Origin of the sequence: Faunimonas pinastri, from assembly GCF_900110915.1 — a bacterium.
Taxonomy (GTDB): domain Bacteria; phylum Pseudomonadota; class Alphaproteobacteria; order Rhizobiales; family Afifellaceae; genus Faunimonas; species Faunimonas pinastri.
Map to the genome: position 1 here is coordinate 338,785 of NZ_FOFG01000002.1, position 18,722 is coordinate 357,506.

The window sequence follows — 18,722 nt, forward strand, 5'->3', positions numbered from 1 at the left end:
CCTAGTGCCTCCCGCCTTCGAGATAAGCGGCGCGCACTTCCTCGCGCGCCAGCAGCTCCTTGCCCGTCCCCTGCATGGTGATGGCGCCATTGACCATGACATAGGCGTGGTGGGCGAGACGCAGGGCGTGGAAAGCGTTCTGCTCCACGAGGAACACCGTCAGCCCGTCCGTCCGGTTGAGTTCCTGGATCACGTTGAAGATCTGCTTCACGATCAGCGGGGCAAGTCCCAGCGACGGCTCGTCGAGCAGCAGGAGCTTCGGCCGGCTCATTAGCGCGCGGCCGATCGCCAGCATCTGCTGCTCGCCGCCCGACAGGGTACCGCCGCGCTGCGCCTGACGCTCCTTCAGGCGCGGGAACAGGTCGAAGATGCGCCGGAGGTCACCGTCGAACGTGTCCTGCTTGCTGGCCATCGCGCCCATCTGCAGGTTTTCCAGCACCGTCATGCGCGGGAAGATGCGGCGCCCTTCCGGCGACTGGGCGATGTCGCGCGACATGATTTCGTGCGTCGGCAGGCCGGTGATATCCTCGCCGTTATAGATGACGCGGCCCTCTCGCGGCTTCGGGCTGCCGCAGATCGTCATCATCAGCGTGGACTTGCCCGCGCCGTTGGCGCCGATCAGCGTGACGATCTTGCCGCGCGGCACGTCGACATCGACGCCCCTCAGCGCGCAGATCTTGCCGTAATAGGTCTGAACCCCCCTGACCTGCAGGAGCGGCTGTTCGGAAGCTGCCTCGCTCACGCCTGCACCTCCGCTTCCAGAACGGCTTCCACCTGCTCCACCTCGGTATCCTCGACGCCGAGATAGGCGGCGATGACACTGGGGTCGTTGCGCACTTCGAAGGCCGTTCCGTCGGAGATCTTCACCCCGTAATCCAGGACGACGATGTGGTCGGAAATTTCCATCACCACGCCCATGTCATGCTCGATCAGCAGGATGGAGGTGCCGCATTCGCGGCGAATATAGTGCAGGAGATCGTTCAGCTCGGCGGATTCGCGCGGGTTGAGGCCCGCCGCCGGTTCGTCGAGACAAAGGAGATGCGGATCCGTGCACATGGCGCGGGCAATCTCCAGCCGGCGCTGGTCCCCGTAGGGAAGATCCGCGGCCGGATCGTCGGCGCGGTGAAGCAGGTTGACCTGGCGGAGCCAGCCGATCGCCTTTTCCATCGCGGCCTCGCGGGCGCGGCGATAGCCCGGCAGGTTGAAGATGCCGCCGATGGTGAAGCCGGAGGCCACCATCAACCGGTTGTGCTGGGCGACCAGCAGGTTCTCCAGCGTCGTCATGCCGCCGAAGAGGCGGATATTCTGGAAGGTGCGCGCCACCTTGGCATGGTGCGAGATGCGGAAATCCGTCATCCGCTCCAGCAGGAACAGCGCCCCGTCGGCGGACGTGGCCGACTGCCGCCCTCCTCGCGTCAGCGCGGCGATGTCGTCCGCCTTCCCCGCCTTGCCGTGGCGCATGACGATGCGCCCCTCGGTCGGTTTGTAGAAGCCGGTGACGCAGTTGAAGACCGTCGTCTTGCCCGCGCCGTTCGGACCGATCAGCGCGGTGATCTCGCCGCGCCCGACGTTGAAGGAGAGGTCGTTCACGGCGACCAGCCCGCCGAAGCGCATCGTCAGATGCTCGACGGTGAGCACCGGGTCGCGCTCCCATACGGGATAGTGAGACGTATCGCTCATCAATGCCCCTCGCCCTGCGCGACCATGTCCGCGCCGATGCGGGTTTTTCGTTTGTAGATCGCCGTCGGCGAGCGGCTGGAAACCAACCCGCGCGGCTTCCACACCATGATCACCACCATGGCGAGGCCGAAGATCAGCATGCGGTACTGCGTCGGATCGAAGTCGGGGCCGAAGATCGCCTTGAGGAAGGTGAGGTTCCGCAGGAGTTCGATGCCGCCGATCATCACCACGGAGGCGATGACGACGCCGATCTGCGAGCCGAGGCCGCCGAGAACCACGATGGCGAGGATGATCGCCGATTCCAGGAAGGTGAAGCTTTCCGGCGAGATGAAGCCCTGCCGCGTCGCGAAGAACGAGCCGGCGAAGCCGCCGAACATCGCCCCGGTGGCGAAGGCCGTCAGCTTGGTGTTCGTCGTGTTGATGCCGAGCGAGCGGCAGGCGATCTCGTCCTCGCGCAGCGCTTCCCACGCCCGGCCGATCGGCAGGCGGCGCAGACGCAGCGTCACGAAGTTTGTGAGCAGCGCCAATACCAGGATGATGTAGTACAGGAAGATGAAGCGCTGGATCGGGCTGTAGTGAATGCCCAGCAGATCGGCGACGCCGCCCGCCCCGCTCTTGAACTCGTAGCCGAACAGGGTCGGCTTCGGCACGCCGGAAATGCCGTTCGGGCCGCCGGTAAAATTCGACCAGTTCAGCAGGATCACGCGAATGATCTCGCCGAAGGCGAGCGTCACGATGGCGAGATAGTCGCCGCGCAGCCGCAGCACGGGAAAGCCAAGGATCATGCCCCAGCAGGCGGCGAGGATGCCGGCGAGCGGCAGGCAGGTCCAGAAGCCGAGGCCCAGATATTTCGCCAGAAGCGCGAAGGAATAGGCGCCCACCGCGTAGAAGGCGACGTAGCCGAGATCGAGCAGGCCCGCGAGGCCGACCACGATGTTCAGCCCCCAACCCAGCATCACGTAGGTGAGGATCAGGATGGAGAGGTCGATGTACTGGCGGCTCTGCTGCGGCGCGCCCCAGATCATCAGGAAGGGAAAGGCAAGCGCCACGAGGAGAAGAACCGGCGCGATCGCCTTGCTGAAGCGCGCATAGGTTTCGCCCCGCGACGTGGTCGCCTTGGGGGCGCGAGCTTTCGGCGGGGCGGAACGCCGGCGCTTGTAGACGAAGAGGTTGAGCAGCAGGCGGCCGACGAAGACGATCGCCACCGCGATGACGAGGGCGCCCCAGCGCTGGGTGAGGGCAAGGCCCCCTGGCGCGATGTCGCTCCTGAGGCCGATGAAGAAGAAGCCGAGGGCGGCGGCGAGAGCGCCGGCCACCACCGCATCGACGAGGGATGCGGAAAGTTGGCTTTTCGCTCCCCCACGACGGGGGGATATGGCCGGCGGTTCCCCGGACAGGCCGGAGCGGAGGTTCTCCAGTTCGACCTGCTCGCCCGCTCCGTGATTGGAGGAGGCGCTGGCTTGCGGATCGGCCATGTCAGACCTTCTCCACTTCCGGCCGCCCGAGCAGGCCGGAGGGCATGAAGATCAGCACGATCACCAGGATGGAGAAGGCCGCGACGTCCTTGTACTCGACGCTGAAATAGCCGGACCAGAAGGTCTCGATCAGGCCGATCAGCAGGCCGCCGAGCATGGCGCCGGGCAGCGAGCCGATGCCGCCGAGAACGGCCGCGGTAAACGCCTTAACGCCCGCGAGGAAGCCGATATAGAAGTCGATCACGCCGTAATAGAGCAGGAACATCAGGCCGGCGACCGCCGCCAGGGCCGCGCCCATCACGAAGGTGAGCGAGATCGTGCGGTCGACATTGACGCCGAGCAGCGCCGCCATCTTGGAATCCTGCTCGCAGGCGCGCTGCGATCGTCCGAGACGGGTCTTGCTGATCAGCAGCGAAAAGCCCGTCATCAGCAGGAACGTCGTGACGATGATGACGATCTGCATGGTGGAGATCTGCACGGCGTTATGGCCGTTCACGCCGGTCACCAGCGTGAACCCGCCGGTGACGATCGGCGGAAGCGGCTTCACGCGCGCGCCCTGCGTCACCTGAACGAAATTCTGCAGCACGATGGACATGCCGATCGCGGTGATCAGCGGCGCGAGCCGGAACGAGCCGCGCAGCGGCCGATAAGCCAGCCGCTCCACCGTCCAGCCCCAGACGGACGCGAAGACCATCGCCACGATGAGGACCAGCACCAGCGCCAAAAGCAGGAAAGCAAGCCCAGCCGAAGCGGTCAGCCCGAGCGCCACGATCATCATCATCGCGATGAACGAGCCCACCATGAAGATGTCGCCGTGCGCGAAGTTGATCATGCCGATGATGCCGTAGACCATCGTATAGCCGATCGCGATCAGCCCATAGATGGACCCCAGGGTCAGCCCATTGATGAGCTGCTGGAGAAAGTACTCCATTTAAACGTCCCCCTGCGCGGCAGCCGCGCCGCTTTTGCGCGTGTCGTCACGCTGCCGCGTTCAAGGAACGTTAGCAATGCTTTTGTGCGCGCACAATACTTGTGCACTGCACAAGTGACGGTTGCATGGGGAGAGCCGCCTCGATAGCAGCCCGGCCGGATGCGATCCAGACCGGCTCCCAGCTATTCCGACTGGGTGAGAAAATCCATCACGGCCTTGTTGAAGGCTTCCGGCTGCTCGACGTTCAGAAGGTGCGCCGCCTGCAGCGTCCTGCTTTGCGAGCCCGGGATGCGCTGCAGCACCTGCTCGGCCATCTTGGCGGGCGTCACCGGATCGCGGTCGCCGATCAGCACCATGACCGGCGATTCCACCAGCCCGAGCTTGTCGCGCAGGTCCATGTCGCGAAGCGCCCCGGCGGCGTTGCAATAGCCCACGGGATCGTTGGCGGCGACCATGTCGTGGAGGCGGGCGACAATCTCCGGCTGCGCCTGCCGGAACTCAGGCGTGAACCACCGCTCCATGTTTGAGTCAGCTATCGGCTCCAGTCCTTCGTCGCGGATGGTCTGGATGCGCTCGTCCCAGTCTTCCTTCGGCGGCAGGAAGGGCGAGACGCTGGCCAGCACCAGCCGGGTGAACCTTCTGGGATGGTTCATGCCGAGCCAAAGTCCCGTCATGGCGCCCATCGAGATACCGACATAGGAAGCCTGGCTGATGCCGAGTGCGTCCATCAGGTCGAGCACGTCCGCACCCAGCCGCTCGATCGTGTAGTCGCCTTCCGGCGATTCCGACTCGCCGTGCCCCCGCTGGTCGTAGCGAATGACGCGGAAATGCGCGTCGGCGGACTGGAGCTGCGCGTTCCAGAGACGGAGGTCCGTGCCGAGGGAATTGGAGAAGATCAGGACGGGGCCATCCGCGCGGCCGCTTTCCTCATAGCGGATCGCGATGCCGTCGCTGGTCTGAAACTTTGACATGGATACTGCTCCCGGTGCTTTCCCAGAGGCGACCCCGACCGGGGCCTCCCCTATCCCACGTTGCCCGCGCGATCCTTCTCTATACCAGCGGGAGCGCGTAAGGTTCCGCTCCATGAGCGAGTTGCCCCTCCCCCGTTCGGTCGAAGAAACGCAGGCCTTGCTGGCGCGCGGCCACTATGTCGCCGACCGCGCGCTGGCGCTCGTGCTGTTCCTGAGCCTCATCATGGGGCGACCGCTTTTCCTTGAGGGAGAGGCCGGCGTCGGCAAGACGGAGATCGCCAAGGTGCTGGCCAGGGCGCTCGGGCGGCGGCTGATCCGGCTGCAATGCTACGAGGGCCTCGACATATCGAGCGCCGTCTACGAGTGGAACTACGCCGCGCAGATGGTCGGTATCCGGCTGGCGGAAGCGACGGGCGAGCGGGATCGCGAGCGGCTTTCCGCCGATATCTTCTCCGAGCGCTTCCTGATCCGCCGCCCCATCCTGCAGGCGCTTGAGCCCGACATGGCGGGGCCGCCGATCCTGCTGATCGACGAACTCGACCGGGCGGACGAAGCCTTCGAGGCCTTTCTGCTGGAAGTTCTCTCCGAGGCGCAGGTGACGATCCCCGAGCTCGGCACGATCCGCGCCGAACGTGCGCCCATCGTGATCATCACCACCAACCGCACGCGCGAGATCCACGACGCGCTGAAGCGGCGCTGCCTCTATCACTGGGTCGATTATCCCGACGCCGGGCGCGAACGGGAAATCGTGGAGGCGCGCCTGCCCGGCATCGGCGAGCGGCTTGCGGCGGAGGCGGTCGGCTTCGTGCAGCGATTGCGGCGCGAGGATCTTTTCAAGAAGCCGGGCGTGGCGGAAACGCTGGACTGGGCGACGGCCCTCGGCGCGCTCGGCAGTTCCGCCGTCGATCCGGCCTCGGTGGCCGACACGCTGGGCGTCCTCCTGAAATACCAGGACGACATCGCCGCGATGACGCCGGAGCGCATCGCCGCGCTGCTGGCGGAAGAGCCCTCTTCGAACGAGGCAGCCGCAAACGAGACAGCCACCACCGAGATAGCCACCACCGAGACAGCATGAGCGGAGCCGCCGACATCGTGGGCAGGCTCATCGACTTTGCGGGCCTGTTGCGAAAGGCGGCCATGACGGTCGGACCCGCAAGCGTCCTCGACGCGCTCCGCGCGCTGGAGATCGCTGGTCTGGACTCGCGGGAGGATGTGTTCTCGACGCTTCAGGCCGCCATGGTGACCCGGCGCGAGGACCGCGCCGTCTTTGCCGCCGCATTCGATCTTTTCTGGCGGGAAAACCCGGTTTCTGGCGGCTCACCGCGAACCCATCGGGAAAACGGTGCCGAGGCGATCTCCCGCCCTGCCGAGCAGCGCGTGCGGGAGGCGCTGGCCGCGCTCAGCGGCGGTGCGGAAGACGAGTCGCCCTTCGAACGACTGGAGGCACGGCGCACCGCCGCCACCGGGGAGCACCTGAAGCATCGCGATTTCGCCGGCATGAGCGCGGCCGAACTGCGGGAAGCCCGGCGCGCGATCGAGCGGCTGGCCCTGCCCCACGATGAAATCCGGCTGCGACGCCTCAGGCCGTCGCCGCGCGGCAGGATAGATCCGCGACAGACCTTCCGTGCCGCGCTGCGCACCGGCGGCGATTTCGTCGCCCCCTCCTTCCGCGCGCCGGATCGCACTGCTCCTACGATCGTGGCGCTTTGCGATATCTCCGGCTCGATGGGAGCCTATTCCCGCGTGCTGCTCTTCTTCCTCCATGCGATCGCCGCGCGTCGCCCGGTGCAGAGCTTCGTGTTCGGCACGCGGCTCACCAACATCACGCGCTCGCTTCGCACCCGCGATCCGGACGAGGCGCTGGCCGCCTGTGCGGCCGAAGTGCCGGACTGGTCCGGCGGAACGCGGATCGCCCCGGCGCTGCACGCCTTCAATCGAGACTGGTCGCGGCGCGTGCTGGGCCAGAAGGCGACCCTGCTGCTGATCACCGACGGGCTGGAGCGGCAGGTTGATGGGAACGAACGCGGGCCGGACCTTGCCCGCGAGATGGACCGCCTCCATCGTTCCTGCCGGCGGCTGATCTGGCTGAACCCGCTGCTTCGCTTCGACGCATTTCAAGCCAGGGCGTCTGGCATCCGCGCGATGCTTCCCCATGTAGACGAATTCAGGCCGGCGCATTCGCTCGCTTCCGTCGAGCAGCTTGTGGCGGCACTTTCTTCCGGCAAAGACGCGGCCCGTGCGGACCCGCGGAATTATCTCCGGGCTTCGCGAGGATGACGATGAACGACGCGGTTTTGGCGGGCGATGTGCTGGAATATGCCGAGCGCTGGCTTGGCGAGGGCCGCGAGGTGGCGCTTGCCACGGTGGTGGAAACGTGGGGTTCGGCCCCCCGTCCCGTCGGCAGCCATCTGGTGGTGGATGCGGAAGGAAATTTCGAGGGATCCGTTTCCGGCGGCTGCGTCGAGGGCGCGGTGGTCGGCGAGGCTCTCGACGTGATCGGTTCCGGCGCCCCCCGGATGCTCGAATTCGGCGTGGCGGACGAGACGGCGTGGCGAGTGGGCCTTTCGTGCGGCGGCCGCATCCGGGTCTTTGTCGAGAAGATCGCCTGATGGATCGAAATCTCCTGCACGAACTCAATCGCGCCCGTGCGGCGCGCCGGGCCGCCGCGGTCGTCACAGACACGCAGACGGGCGAGCAGCGTCTCGTGCCCGAGCGCGATGCGAGCGGCGATCCTCTGTCGGACGAGTTGCAGCGCCGCTTCCGCTCCGGCCGCTCCGGCCTTCTGGAGGATGGCCGCACCTTTCTCACCGTTTCCGTGCCTCCGCCCCGGCTGGTGGTGATCGGCGCGGTTCATATCAGCCAGGCGCTGGTGCCGCTCGCGGCCGTCGCCGGGCTGGACGTCAGCATAATCGATCCGCGAACCGCCTTCTCCACGCCCGAGCGATTCCCGGGCGTCGAGCTCATCGCGGACTGGCCGGAGGAAGCGCTGCGAGAGCACCCGCTCGACGATTACACCGCACTGGCGGCGCTGACGCACGATCCGAAGATCGACGACGTGCCGCTTGCCGAGGCGCTGAAGGCTGGCTGCTTCTATGTCGGCGCGCTGGGCAGCAGGAAGACGCACGCGAAACGCGTCGAGCGACTGGGCGCGATGGGCTTGGCGCCGGAGCAGATCGCCCGCATCCATGCGCCGATCGGCCTCGACATCGGGGCCCAGTCTCCTGCCGAAATCGCGGTTGCCGTGCTGGCGCAGGTGATTCAAACGCTGCGGAGGGGACGCACCGTCGCCGAACCGGCCGAAGCGAAGACCGCCGCTTGAAGTTCGGCCTCATCTCCGTCGCGCAGGCAGATGGCGCGATCCTCGCGCATTCGATCCGCCTCGCCTCCGGCGTCCTGAGGAAAGGCACCCGGCTGGGCCGCGAGGCCCTGCGCCGCCTCGCGGAAGAGGGCCATACCGAGATCGTCGTCGCCCGCCTCGCCCCCACCGACATTTCCGAAGACGAAGCGGCAGCCGCCATCGCGAACCTGCTCGTGGGGGCCAACGTGCGCCGCGACCTCGCCGGAACGGGCCGCTGCAACCTCTTCGCCGAGCGCGCGGGCGTCTTCCAGGTCGACCGTGCCGCTATCGATGCGCTGAACCGGCTCGATCCCGGCATCACGGTGGCGACCCTGCCGGAGTTCGCTGCGGTCGAAGCCGGCCGCATGATCGCCACCGTGAAGATCATCCCCTTCGCCGTACCGGCAGCCGCCCTCGTCAGTGCGCGGGGCACTCTGGACGACGGCGTGAAGCTGGCGGTGGCGCCGTTCCAGCCTCTCCGCGTCGGACTGGCCGCGACGATACTGCCCGGCCTCAAGCCCACCGTCATGGAGAAGACGCGGAGAGCGCTGGAGGACCGGCTCCGGCCGGCCGGCGCGACGCTGACACGCGAGATCCGCGTGCCGCACGAGCCGGCGGCGCTGGCCTCCGCGCTGCGGAGCCTGCGGGAAGACGGCGCGGATCTTCTCATCGCCTTCGGCGCATCCGCCATCACAGACCAGGCCGACGTCATTCCCGATGCGATCGGGCGAGCGGGCGGCAGCGTCCGGCATTTCGGCATGCCGGTGGATCCCGGCAATCTGCTGCTGGTCGGCGACCTCGCCGGCGCTGTCGTGCTCGGCGCGCCCGGTTGCGCCCGCAGCCCGCGCGAGAACGGTTTCGACTGGGTTCTCAATCGCCTGCTTGCCGGTATTCCCGTTACGTCTCACGATCTGACCGGCATGGGGGTCGGAGGGCTGTTGATGGATATCGTGTCGCGACCGCAGCCGCGCGAGGGCGGACACGCTCCCTCCGGCAAGACAGCCATCGTCATTCTCGCGGCCGGGCAGGCCCGGCGGATGGGCGGCCCCAACAAGCTGCTCGCGACCTTCCAGGGCGTGCCTCTGGTCCGCCGCATCGCCGAGGCGGCGCGGCACTCGTCCGGCCACCCGGTATTCGTGGTGACGGGCCACATGGAGGCGGAGATCCGTGCGACGCTTGCCGGCCTGGACGTGCAGTTCGCGCATAATCCGGACTATGCCGAGGGGCTCGGGACCTCGGTGCGGACCGGCATCGCGGCCCTGCCGGAGGATTGCGACGGCGCGCTCGTCACCCTTGCCGACATGCCGGGCGTCACGACCGAACTAATCGACAGGCTGCTTGCCGCTTTCGGCGAGGCGGACGGGCCGGCGATCGTGCTGCCCACCGTGGACGGGAAACGCGGCAACCCCGTGCTCTGGTCGTCGCATTTCTTCGGCGAGTTGCGACGGCTCACCGGGGACACCGGCGCCCGGCATCTCCTGGCCGAGCACGGCGAGAGCATCGTCCGCATAGAGGTCGGCGAAGCGGCGGCCATCGACGTCGATACGCCGGATGCGCTGCACGCAGCCGGCGGCACCCTGCCCGAAGCGGCGGGCCAGGCCTAAAGCAGCCCCAGGCCGCGGAAGCTCGAGTGCCCGTCGCGTCCCATGATGATGTGATCGTGCACGATGATGCCGAGCGGCTTGCCCACGGAAGCGATGGTCGTGGTCATCTGGATATCCGCCCCGGAGGGGGTCGGGTCGCCGGAGGGATGGTTGTGCACGAGGATCACGGCGCTGGCGGACAGTTCCAGCGCCCGCCGCATGACTTCGCGCGGATAGACGGGCGTGTGGTCCACCGTCCCGGTCTGCTGCACCTCATCGGCTATCAGCGCGTTCTTCTTGTCGAGAAAGAGCACGCGGAACTGCTCGCGCTCCTCATAGGCCATTGCCGTCCGGCAATAAGTCAGCAGCGACGACCACGACGAGAGCACCGTGCGCTCGCGAAGCTCCTCCAGCCCGAGCCGGACGGCGAACGCCTTGACGAGCCGGAATTCGCTGACCACCACGTCGCCCACGCCGGGGATCTCCTTCAGGAGATGCGCCGGGGCGGAAATGACGCTGTTCAGCGTGCCGAAGCGCTTCATCAGCGCCTTGGCGATCGGCTTGGTGTCGCGACGCGGCAGCGCCCGGAACAGCGCCATTTCCAGGAGTTCGTAGTCGGCCAGCGCCGAGGAACCGCCCGCCTGGAAGCGCTGCCTCAGCCGCTCGCGATGGCCGAGATAATGCGCGGCCGGCGCGACCGGCGCCGAAGCGGGAGTTGAATCCGGCGCGTCCTCGCCTTCCGACACGGGCTGCCTCACGCCGCCGCCTCACGCCGCCATTGAAACGGGGCGCATCAGGTCGGCCGGCGAGAGGGTGAAGACTTCCGCGCCGGTCTCGGTGATGCCGATCATGTGCTCGTACTGCGCAGAAAGCGACCGGTCGCGGGTCACCGCCGTCCAGCCGTCGGAGAGGAGCTTCACATAAGGCTTCCCGATATTGATCATCGGCTCGATCGTGAAGATCATGCCGGGCGTCAGAACGTGCCCCTCGCCGGGCCGGCCGTAATGCAGGACGTTCGGCGCCTCGTGGAAGCCCCGGCCGATGCCGTGGCCGCAGAAGTCGCGCACCACCGAGCAGCGCTCGCTTTCCGCGTAGCTCTGGATGGCGTAGCCGATATCGCCGAAATGGTTGCCGGGCCGGGCCGCCGCGATGCCGCGCATCAGCGATTCGTAGGTGACTTCCAGCAGCCGCTCGGCGGAGCGCTTGATCGGCCCGACCGGATACATGCGGCTGGAATCGCCATGCCAGCCGTCGCTGATGAAGGTCACGTCGATGTTGACGACGTCGCCTTCCTTCAGCGGCTTCTCATTGGGAATGCCGTGGCAGACGACGTGGTTGATGGAGGTGCAGACGGTCTTGCGATAGCCGCGATAGTTCAGGTCGGCTGGCAGCGCGTCGTGCTTCAGTCCGAACTCGAAGACGAAATCGTCGATTTCCTGCGTCGTCAGGCCGGGCTTGATCATGGGTACGAGTTCGTCGAGACACAGGGCCGCGATGCGGCCGGCGCGGCGCATGCCCTCGAAAGCCTCGTCGTCGTAGAGGATGATGGATTTCATCTGTCCGAATTCATCTGTTCAAAGGGTTCGGCGGAGCCGATTACCCTCTATGTATCGCATCGCGGCCGCGCTTTTAAGCGGCAATCGCCCTTCCCTCGGCGTCCGGCACGATTGACGGCGGCGGGGAGGTCACCCACATTTGCACCAGAGCCGGACATCGGCGGGAGAACGACGAATGCCCATGCAGGCCCGTGAGATCGAGGAATTGATCAGGGAGGCCCTGCCGGACGCGCAGGTTTCGATTCGCGAACTCGCGGCTGACGGCGATCATTATGCGGCGACCATCGTGGCGGAAGCGTTTCGCGGCAAGACCCGCGTGCAGCAGCACAAGATGGTGTATGACGCACTCAAGGGGAACATGGGTGGCGCACTGCACGCATTGGCGCTGCAGACCAGCGCGCCCGAATGAAACCAGAGCGGCGCGCGCCACGAGGATGGCCGGCCAAGGAGTCAAACGATGAGCGCAATGAACGAGTGGATCGACAGCCAGGTCAAGTCCAACGACGTGGTCCTGTTCATGAAGGGCACGCCGGACTTTCCGCAGTGCGGCTTCTCCGGTCAGGTCGTGCAGATCCTCGATTACCTCAACGTGCCCTATAGCGGCGTCAACGTGCTGGCGGATCCGGAACTGCGCGACGGCATCAAGGAGTATTCCAGCTGGCCGACGATCCCGCAGCTCTACGTCAAGGGCGAGTTCATCGGCGGCTGCGACATTATCCGCGAGATGTTCCAGGCTGGCGAGCTGCAGGGCATGCTGGCCGAAAAGGGCGTTGCCGCGGCGGCCTAAGACGACAGGGGCGCGCCACACCGGCGCGCCCTTTTTCTTTAGCGAGCAGTAATGAACGAGAGCGGAAACAGCATGTCTGCCAGCCCTTCAGCCGCCGTCGAGCGGATCACGCCGGAACGCGCGCGCGAAATGGTGGAAGCGGGCAACGCCGTGCTCGTCGACATCCGCGAGCCGGAGGAACTGCGGCAGACCGGCAAGGCGGAAGGGGCGCTTGCCATTCCGAGCGGCCTCCTCGCGTTCAAGGCCGATCCTGAAGACAGCATGGTCGACCCGAATTTCAGCACGGACAAGCCCGTGATTCTCTACTGCGCCGCCGGCGGCCGCGCGGCGCGGGCGGGCGAGATGCTGAAGGACATGGGATACGTCCACGTCTTCAACATGGGCGGATTCAAGGACTGGGCTGCGGCCGGTCTTCCCGTGGAGCCTGCCGGCGAATAGCCGAGCGGGGCCGCATTCGGGGTCCTCTGCTAGACCTCTTCAGCCATCGCCGCCTGCGGCCAGAGCCCCGCGAAATCGTGGATACCGGGATCCAGCAGATGCGAGGGGCGCGTGTTGGAAAGCGCGCGGAGCATGCTGCGCTTCACGCCCGGCCGCTCCTTGTCCCAGGTTTCCAGCAGGTTCTTGATCCGCACCCGCTCCATGCCGTCCTGCGAGCCGCAGAGATTGCAGGGGATGATCGGAAAGGCCATGGCGTCCGCGAACTTCGCGATGTCCGCCTCGGCCGAGCCCGCGAGCGGGCGCAGCACCAGCAGGTCGCCCTCCTCGTTCAGCAGCTTCGGCGGCATGGAGGCCAGCCGGCCACCGTTCATGAGGTTCATCATGAAGGTTTCCAGCACGTCCTCGCGATGATGCCCGAGCACGACGGCGTCGCAGCCCTCCTCCCGCGCGATGCGATAGAGAATGCCCCGGCGCAGCCGCGAGCAGAGCGAGCAATAGGTGCTGCCCGCCGGCGTCTTCTCCTTGACGATAGAATAGGTGTCGCGCCGCTCGATCCGGTACGGGATGTCGTAGCGGGTCAGGAACTCCGGCAGGATGTGCTCGGGAAACCCCGGCTGCGCCTGGTCGAGATTGCAGGCCAGCAGTTCGACCGGCAGCAGCCCGCGCCATTTCAGATCGAGCAGCAGCGCCAGGAGCGTGTAGGAATCCTTGCCGCCGGAAAGGCAGACCAGCCACTTGGCGCCGGGCTTCACCATGCCATAGACCGACATGGTCTCGCGCGCCTCGCGTAGCAGGCGCTTGCGCAGCTTGCGGAAATTGACGCTGTCCGGCGCGTCCAGGAACAAGGGGTGGCAAGCGCCCTCGTCCAGCGGCTCATGCTCGTCGGACGCCTCTTCGGCCTTGTGGCGGAGGATCAGTTCCATGGTGCTGCCAACCGGGATTTCGTTCGCCTCTAATGTCCCGGTTGCGCCGCGATTACAATGCGGGTCTTCGCGTTCCGCCAAGGCGGCAGGCGGCAGGCGGCGGCAGGCGGCGGCAGGCGGCGGCAAGTGGCGGCAGGGGCAGCCGAAGCAGCCCCCGCCTTCTCCGTTCAGTCGCAGGAATCGGTGTGCGTCGTCGTGGTCGTGGTGCTCACACCGTCGCTCGTGGTGGTCTGCTGGCGGCTGTCGCAGTTGACCACGGGCGGCGGGGGTGCAGGCGTCACGACCACGGCGGGCGGCGCCACCGGAACGGTGGTCACGACGGTGGGAGACGGCGCCGGCACGGCTATCACCGGGGCCGGATCGGTCTGCTGGATAATCGTGGTCTGCGCCGAAGCCAGCGTCGGCAGGACGGCACCGGTGGCCAGGGAAGCTGCAATGGCCGCGATGGAAGCCGCGGTGCGAATCGTGATGGTCTTCATTGAAACTCCCTCCTCAGAAGTCGGGGCATCAACGAAGCATCGCGGGCCGGCGTTCCGGCTGCTTGCGAAAGCCATGGGCGGAAGCTGCGGGCCCGTGGCAAACGCGCAACAAAAAAGCCGCCCGAAGGCGGCCTTTTCGGATCACGAGGATCGGATCAGCGCGAGTAGAACTCGATGACCAGGTTCGGTTCCATCTGCACCGGATACGGCACATCGGCGAAAGCCGGCTGGCGAGCGAAGCGGGCCGTCATCTTGGTGTGATCCGCTTCGATGTATTCCGGCACGTCACGTTCGGCGAGATCGACCGCTTCCAGCACGATCGCGAGCTGGCGCGAACGCTCGCGCACCTCGACCACGTCGCCCACCTTGCAGCGGTAGCTGGAGATGTTCACCCTCGTGCCATTCACGCGGATATGGCCGTGGTTGATGAACTGGCGCGCGGCGAACGGGGTCGGCACGAACTTGGCGCGATAGACGATGGCGTCGAGGCGAGCCTCAAGCAGGCCGATCAGGTTCTCCGAGGTGGAGCCCTTCATGCGCGAAGCTTCGTCGTAGACGCGACGGAACTGCTTTTCGGAAATATTGGCGTAGTAGCCCTTCAGCTTCTGCTTGGCGCGCAGCTGCGTGCCGAAGTCGGAAACCTTGGACTTACGGCGCTGACCGTGCTGGCCGGGGCCGTATTCGCGCTTGTTGACCGGGCTCTTGGGACGGCCCCAGATGTTCTGGCCGAGGCGCCGGTCAATCTTGTACTTCGCCGATTGGCGCTTGCTCATGTGTTGTCCTTACCGTTTCGATCGTCGAAACGCGCCCTCCTCTGCCCGCGCTGACGAAGCACGAGACGACAGGGGTTCCGGCAGAGCTGCCGAAAGTTCCGATCATGAATGTCCGGAAACACCCCACGGGTGCGCAGGCGCATGCGGGTTTCCGCCGCGCCGTGCCTGTGACCTAATGCCTTCGCGTCCGGATGTCAAACCTCGGACGCACGCAAACGACCCCTATCCTGAAGGCGAAATAGAAAAGGCCCGGCGCGGCCGGGCCTTTCGGATCTCGGATGGGGCGTCCCACTCAGGCGGCGGGATGCCAGCCGCCCTCCACTGCCTCGTCGCTCGGAATACGCACCTCGAAGCACGCACCCGGCTGCAGGCGGGAGGTCTGGATGGTGCCGGACAGCTGCCGCACCATCGCCGAGATCAGCCGCGTACCGAGGCTGGAGGTGGAGCGCGAGAGATCGAAGCCGTGCGGCAGTCCCACGCCGCGATCGGAGACGGACATGACGATCGAGCCATCCTCTTCCGTCGCAAGCGACACGCGCACCTGCCCGCCGCCCCCTTCGGGATAAGCGTACTTGAAGGCGTTTGTGACGAGTTCGTTGACGAGAATGCCGATCGGAATCACCCGGTCGGTGCGGATGGATACAGGCTCGCCCTCGAACTGGATCCGGTGTTCCAGCGAGGTTTCCTGCAGCTTGACGCAGAGGCCCTGCAGGAAGCCGGCAAGATCGATGTTGTTGGCATCGTAGCGGCGCCAAAGCTGGTCATGCACCTGCGCGATGGTCTGTACGCGCGTCTGCGCATCCGCGATCGCGCGGCGAACCTCTTCGTTGGCCACCACGCGGCTTTGCAGCCCGAGCAGGCTCGCCACCATCGCCAGGCTGTTCTTGACGCGGTGACTGACCTCCTGGCTCAGCATCTTCTGCCGCTCTTCCGCCTCGCGCTGCTCCGTGATGTCGGTGTTGGTGCCGAACCAGCGAACCACGCGACCGTCGCCGTCCTTGAACGGCATGGCGCGCGACAGGAACCAGCGATAGACGCCATTCGCTCCGCGCAAGGGGAACGTGTCTTCCCAGGGCTCGCCCGTGTCCCACGACTTTTGCAGCCGGGCCGTCACCCGGTCCCGATGCTCCGGATGCAGGAGCTCCATCCAGCCGCCTTCCTTCATGGCGTCGGAATCGCTGCCGGTGAAATCGTACCAGCGCTGATTGAACCAGAAGAGCGAGCCGGCCGCGTCCGCCATCCAGACGAGTTGGGGAATGGAGCCGGCGAGCAGCCTGAACTGGCGCTCGTTTTCCGCCAGCTTCGCGTGGACGCGCTTTTCCTCGATCGCCACGCCCAGCAGATTGGCCATGCTCTGCAGGAAATAGATATCCGGCTCGTCGAACTTGCCGCTGTCGCCGGAATCCGTTTCCAGCACGCCGTAAGGCTGATGTTCGCCCGCGATAAGCACGTTCATCGCGCGCTTGATGCCGTGCTCGGCCAGCATCAGCGGCGTGCGGAATCGGGTCTCCCCCTCCAGATGGTTGGAGATGACCGGCTCACCCGTATGGAAGGCATAACCCGCCGGCGATTCCAGGTCGCCGCCGACGGTGGCGCAGCCGACCAGGCCGGGCCGCCAGCCCACCCCCGCCTTGACGAGGAAACGATTCTCCCCCGGCATGTATTCCAGAACCTTGCAGAACGGCGTCTGCATGGCTTCCGCGCAACTGGCGGAGGCTGCCTGCAGCAGGGCGCCGATATCGTCGCAGCGAAACGCGAACAGGCCGAATTCGGCAAGGATCTGCTGCTGTCGCAGACGCCGCTTCAGCTCTTCGGCGGTGCCGTCGACCTGCAGCGCCGTACTTCTCTGAATCTGGGTAGGCCTGATCACGGGGGTCTTCCGGGTAGATAGCGCTCCCTTGTCTCAAAACCGGGCAAGGAACGCCAGCTTTCTTGCGCACGGCGAGGCAACCGCCGCCTGCGGCATGCTGCACCTGGACGCTTCCGGATCGGGGCCGCTGTCTCGGACGGAAATTCAGGCCGCTTCCATCAGGTGCAGACCATATCCCTCCAGCACATGCATCAAGGGTGCGGAGACGGGCCGGTGCGCCGTGAAGAAGGCCTTCCCGTCAGGAGCGGTGCTACGGCCGAGGATCGGCGGCACCAGCGAACCGACCCGCCGCGCGATGGCAGGCGCGGGATCCAGCCAGCCGACAGGCCAGGGCGCGATCTCGGTCATCAGGTCCACGAGGAAAGGATAATGCGTGCAGGCGAGCACGACGATGTCGCTGCGCCGTCCCTCCATCTCGAAGAAGCAGGGCTCGATCTGGCTCCGCAGGAGATCCCGATCGACGGCCTCGCCGCGCAGATGCGCTTCCGCGAGCGCCGCGAGATCGGGCGAGCCGACCAGTCGAACGTGGCAGGACTGGGCAAAATCGGAAATGAGCTGGCGCGTATAGTCCCGTTTCATGGCACCGGGCGTGCCGAGCACGGCGACGACGCCGCTCTGCGTCTGCTCCGCCGCCGGCTTGATCGCGGGAACTGTGCCGACGAAGGGGATGGCGAAACGCTCCCGCAGGGGTGGCAGGACGATCGTGGAAGCCGTGTTGCAGGCGATCACCAACACCTGCGGGTCGTGCCGCGCGATCAGGCCGCCCATCAGCTCGACGATATGCTGGACGAGCGCGCCCTCCTCCCAGTTGCCATAGGGAAAGGCCGCGTCATCGGCGACATAGACCAGATCCTGCTCCGGCAGCTTGTTGCGGATCGCCCGCAGCACCGAAAGGCCGCCGACGCCGGAATCGAAGATCAGGATCGGCTTCGGCGTATCAGCCATTCGAAGAGCCTCGCGGCCGCTGATGGCGAAGCTCCAGGGCGGCCACGACACCGCGCAGAAGCTTCACTTCCGCCTCGCTGAACCCGGCACGCTGGATCAGCGCCCGCAGGTTCTGCACCATGGCCGGCTTCTTCTGCTCCGTGCGGAAATAACCCGTGGGATCCAGGGCCGTTTCCAGATGCTGCATGAGGCCGAGAATGTTTTCCTTGGCCGCCGGCTCTGTGTCCAGCGGCTGCACCGCGACGCGCGTCGGCAATTCGCCTTCCGCCAGCCCCGAATTCATCCACTCGTAGGACATGAGCAGCACGGCCTGCGCGATGTTCAGCGACGCGAAGGCCGGATTGACCGGAAAAGTCACGATCTCGTCGGCGAGCGCCACCTCCTCGTTGGTGAGCCCCCAGCGCTCGCGGCCGAACAGGATGCCGGTGCCCGCGCCCGGCACGCCCTCGGCGTTCACCCGCTGGCGCAGGAGCTGTACGGCTTCGCGCGGGCCGCGCACCACCTTCTTCACGTCGCGGGTGCGCGCCGTCGTCGCCTGCACCAGGTTCAGGTCGGCTATCGCCTCCGGCAGCGTATCGAAGACCTTCGCGGCCGCGATCACGTGGTCCGCCCGGCTGGCGGCGGCGATCGCGCGCTCGTTCGGCCAGCCATCGCGCGGCGCGACCAGACGGAGATCGGACAGGCCGAAATTCGCCATGGCGCGCGCGGCGGCACCAATGTTTTCGCCCATCTGCGGTTCGACAAGAATGACAGCCGGCCCTTGCGTGGACAGCTGGAGGTCTTCGACGTCCAAGATGCAACCCTTCATGCAGCGCCGCCGAGGTAGCAGTTCTGCGACGTTCCGAACAGTGTGCACAAGATCGGGAGCCCCGCGGGCGCGGCCAAAGCATTGGCCATGCCGGGCGATCTTGCTATAGGGACGGCATTGCCGGCCAGTCCTTCCGATGCCGGCCTCTGTTCAATCAAGGAATTCA

The 18,722-nt window shown here is 66.3% G+C and carries 20 protein-coding genes and 1 pseudogene; 8 read left to right on the forward strand and 13 right to left on the reverse strand.

The window, feature by feature from the left end:
- Position 1: 1 nt before the first annotated feature.
- The 5 genes from BMY25_RS04845 to pcaD all read right to left on the reverse strand — a co-directional run bounded on the left by BMY25_RS04845 (position 2) and on the right by pcaD (position 5,057).
- Entirely contained in the window at positions 2-742 is a 741-nt protein-coding gene (locus tag BMY25_RS04845; RefSeq protein WP_092495478.1) for an ABC transporter ATP-binding protein, read from the reverse strand.
- On the reverse strand, positions 739-1,680 hold the full coding sequence (locus tag BMY25_RS04850; protein WP_092495479.1) for an ABC transporter ATP-binding protein: 942 nt from the start codon (positions 1,678-1,680) through the stop codon (positions 739-741). The genes BMY25_RS04845 and BMY25_RS04850 overlap by 4 nt, the downstream gene beginning before the upstream one ends.
- Positions 1,680-3,155, reverse strand: coding sequence for a high-affinity branched-chain amino acid ABC transporter permease LivM (livM, locus tag BMY25_RS04855; RefSeq protein ID WP_092495480.1), 1,476 nt, complete (start codon positions 3,153-3,155; stop codon positions 1,680-1,682). Before livM ends, BMY25_RS04850 begins: the two co-directional genes overlap by 1 nt.
- 1 nt (position 3,156) lies before the next feature.
- Entirely contained in the window at positions 3,157-4,086 is a 930-nt protein-coding gene (locus tag BMY25_RS04860; RefSeq protein ID WP_092495481.1) for an ABC transporter permease subunit, read from the reverse strand.
- Positions 4,087-4,268: 182 nt separating this feature from the next.
- Complete coding sequence (gene pcaD / locus BMY25_RS04865; RefSeq protein WP_177176709.1) at positions 4,269-5,057, reverse strand: 3-oxoadipate enol-lactonase; 789 nt, start codon at positions 5,055-5,057, stop codon at positions 4,269-4,271.
- Between the two features lie 112 nt (positions 5,058-5,169).
- Here pcaD and BMY25_RS04870 point away from each other — a divergent pair, with 112 nt between their 5' ends.
- From BMY25_RS04870 to BMY25_RS04890, 5 genes are read left to right on the forward strand one after another with little or no spacing between them, the layout of a single operon-like run.
- Positions 5,170-6,132 (forward strand): AAA family ATPase, encoded by a 963-nt coding sequence (locus BMY25_RS04870; RefSeq protein ID WP_092495483.1) that lies wholly within the window; start codon positions 5,170-5,172, stop codon positions 6,130-6,132.
- Positions 6,129-7,334 carry a vWA domain-containing protein gene (locus BMY25_RS04875; protein ID WP_092495484.1) on the forward strand — a complete coding sequence of 402 codons (1,206 nt, stop codon included), beginning with the start codon at positions 6,129-6,131 and terminating at the stop codon, positions 7,332-7,334. The genes BMY25_RS04870 and BMY25_RS04875 overlap by 4 nt, the downstream gene beginning before the upstream one ends.
- A 2-nt stretch (positions 7,335-7,336) precedes the next feature.
- Positions 7,337-7,666, forward strand: coding sequence for an XdhC family protein (locus BMY25_RS04880; protein WP_428976939.1), 330 nt, complete (start codon positions 7,337-7,339; stop codon positions 7,664-7,666).
- Complete coding sequence (locus BMY25_RS04885) at positions 7,666-8,376, forward strand: XdhC family protein (protein WP_092495486.1); 711 nt, start codon at positions 7,666-7,668, stop codon at positions 8,374-8,376. The genes BMY25_RS04880 and BMY25_RS04885 overlap by 1 nt, the downstream gene beginning before the upstream one ends.
- A complete protein-coding gene (locus BMY25_RS04890) occupies positions 8,373-9,998 on the forward strand; it encodes an NTP transferase domain-containing protein (RefSeq protein WP_092495487.1) in 1,626 nt (541 codons plus the stop codon). Before BMY25_RS04885 ends, BMY25_RS04890 begins: the two co-directional genes overlap by 4 nt.
- Here the strand turns inward: BMY25_RS04890 and radC are convergent.
- Together radC and map are read right to left on the reverse strand one after the other, a co-directional pair.
- Positions 9,995-10,672: pseudogene (radC, locus tag BMY25_RS04895) on the reverse strand (RadC family protein); the annotation flags it as partial. The gene BMY25_RS04890 and the pseudogene radC overlap by 4 nt on opposite strands.
- 72 nt (positions 10,673-10,744) lie before the next feature.
- Positions 10,745-11,533: a type I methionyl aminopeptidase gene (gene map, locus BMY25_RS04900; protein ID WP_092495489.1), complete on the reverse strand. Its 789-nt coding sequence runs from the start codon at positions 11,531-11,533 to the stop codon at positions 10,745-10,747.
- 175 nt (positions 11,534-11,708) lie between these two features.
- Here map and BMY25_RS04905 point away from each other — a divergent pair, with 175 nt between their 5' ends.
- The 3 genes from BMY25_RS04905 to BMY25_RS04915 all read left to right on the forward strand — a co-directional run bounded on the left by BMY25_RS04905 (position 11,709) and on the right by BMY25_RS04915 (position 12,758).
- Complete coding sequence (locus BMY25_RS04905) at positions 11,709-11,942, forward strand: BolA/IbaG family iron-sulfur metabolism protein (RefSeq protein WP_092495490.1); 234 nt, start codon at positions 11,709-11,711, stop codon at positions 11,940-11,942.
- Positions 11,943-11,990: 48 nt separating this feature from the next.
- Entirely contained in the window at positions 11,991-12,320 is a 330-nt protein-coding gene (gene grxD, locus BMY25_RS04910) for a Grx4 family monothiol glutaredoxin (RefSeq protein ID WP_092495491.1), read from the forward strand.
- A 72-nt stretch (positions 12,321-12,392) separates the two neighbouring features.
- Positions 12,393-12,758: a rhodanese-like domain-containing protein gene (locus tag BMY25_RS04915; protein ID WP_238858161.1), complete on the forward strand. Its 366-nt coding sequence runs from the start codon at positions 12,393-12,395 to the stop codon at positions 12,756-12,758.
- Positions 12,759-12,787: 29 nt separating this feature from the next.
- On the opposite strand, the gene ttcA is transcribed toward BMY25_RS04915, so the two are convergent.
- The 6 genes from ttcA to BMY25_RS04945 form a co-directional block, all read right to left on the reverse strand.
- A complete protein-coding gene (gene ttcA / locus BMY25_RS04920) occupies positions 12,788-13,681 on the reverse strand; it encodes a tRNA 2-thiocytidine(32) synthetase TtcA (protein WP_092495493.1) in 894 nt (297 codons plus the stop codon).
- 167 nt (positions 13,682-13,848) lie between these two features.
- On the reverse strand, positions 13,849-14,160 hold the full coding sequence (locus BMY25_RS04925) for a hypothetical protein (protein ID WP_092495494.1): 312 nt from the start codon (positions 14,158-14,160) through the stop codon (positions 13,849-13,851).
- 155 nt (positions 14,161-14,315) lie between these two features.
- Entirely contained in the window at positions 14,316-14,933 is a 618-nt protein-coding gene (rpsD, locus tag BMY25_RS04930; protein ID WP_092495495.1) for a 30S ribosomal protein S4, read from the reverse strand.
- A 292-nt stretch (positions 14,934-15,225) separates the two neighbouring features.
- Positions 15,226-16,803: a histidine kinase dimerization/phosphoacceptor domain -containing protein gene (locus tag BMY25_RS21045; protein WP_092495496.1), complete on the reverse strand. Its 1,578-nt coding sequence runs from the start codon at positions 16,801-16,803 to the stop codon at positions 15,226-15,228.
- Between the two features lie 144 nt (positions 16,804-16,947).
- Positions 16,948-17,748: a glutamate racemase gene (gene murI, locus BMY25_RS04940; RefSeq protein WP_092495497.1), complete on the reverse strand. Its 801-nt coding sequence runs from the start codon at positions 17,746-17,748 to the stop codon at positions 16,948-16,950.
- Positions 17,741-18,556, reverse strand: a complete 816-nt coding sequence (locus BMY25_RS04945) for an RNA methyltransferase (RefSeq protein ID WP_092495498.1) — start codon at positions 18,554-18,556, stop codon at positions 17,741-17,743. The genes murI and BMY25_RS04945 overlap by 8 nt, the downstream gene beginning before the upstream one ends.
- Between the last annotated feature and the right edge of the window lie 166 nt (positions 18,557-18,722).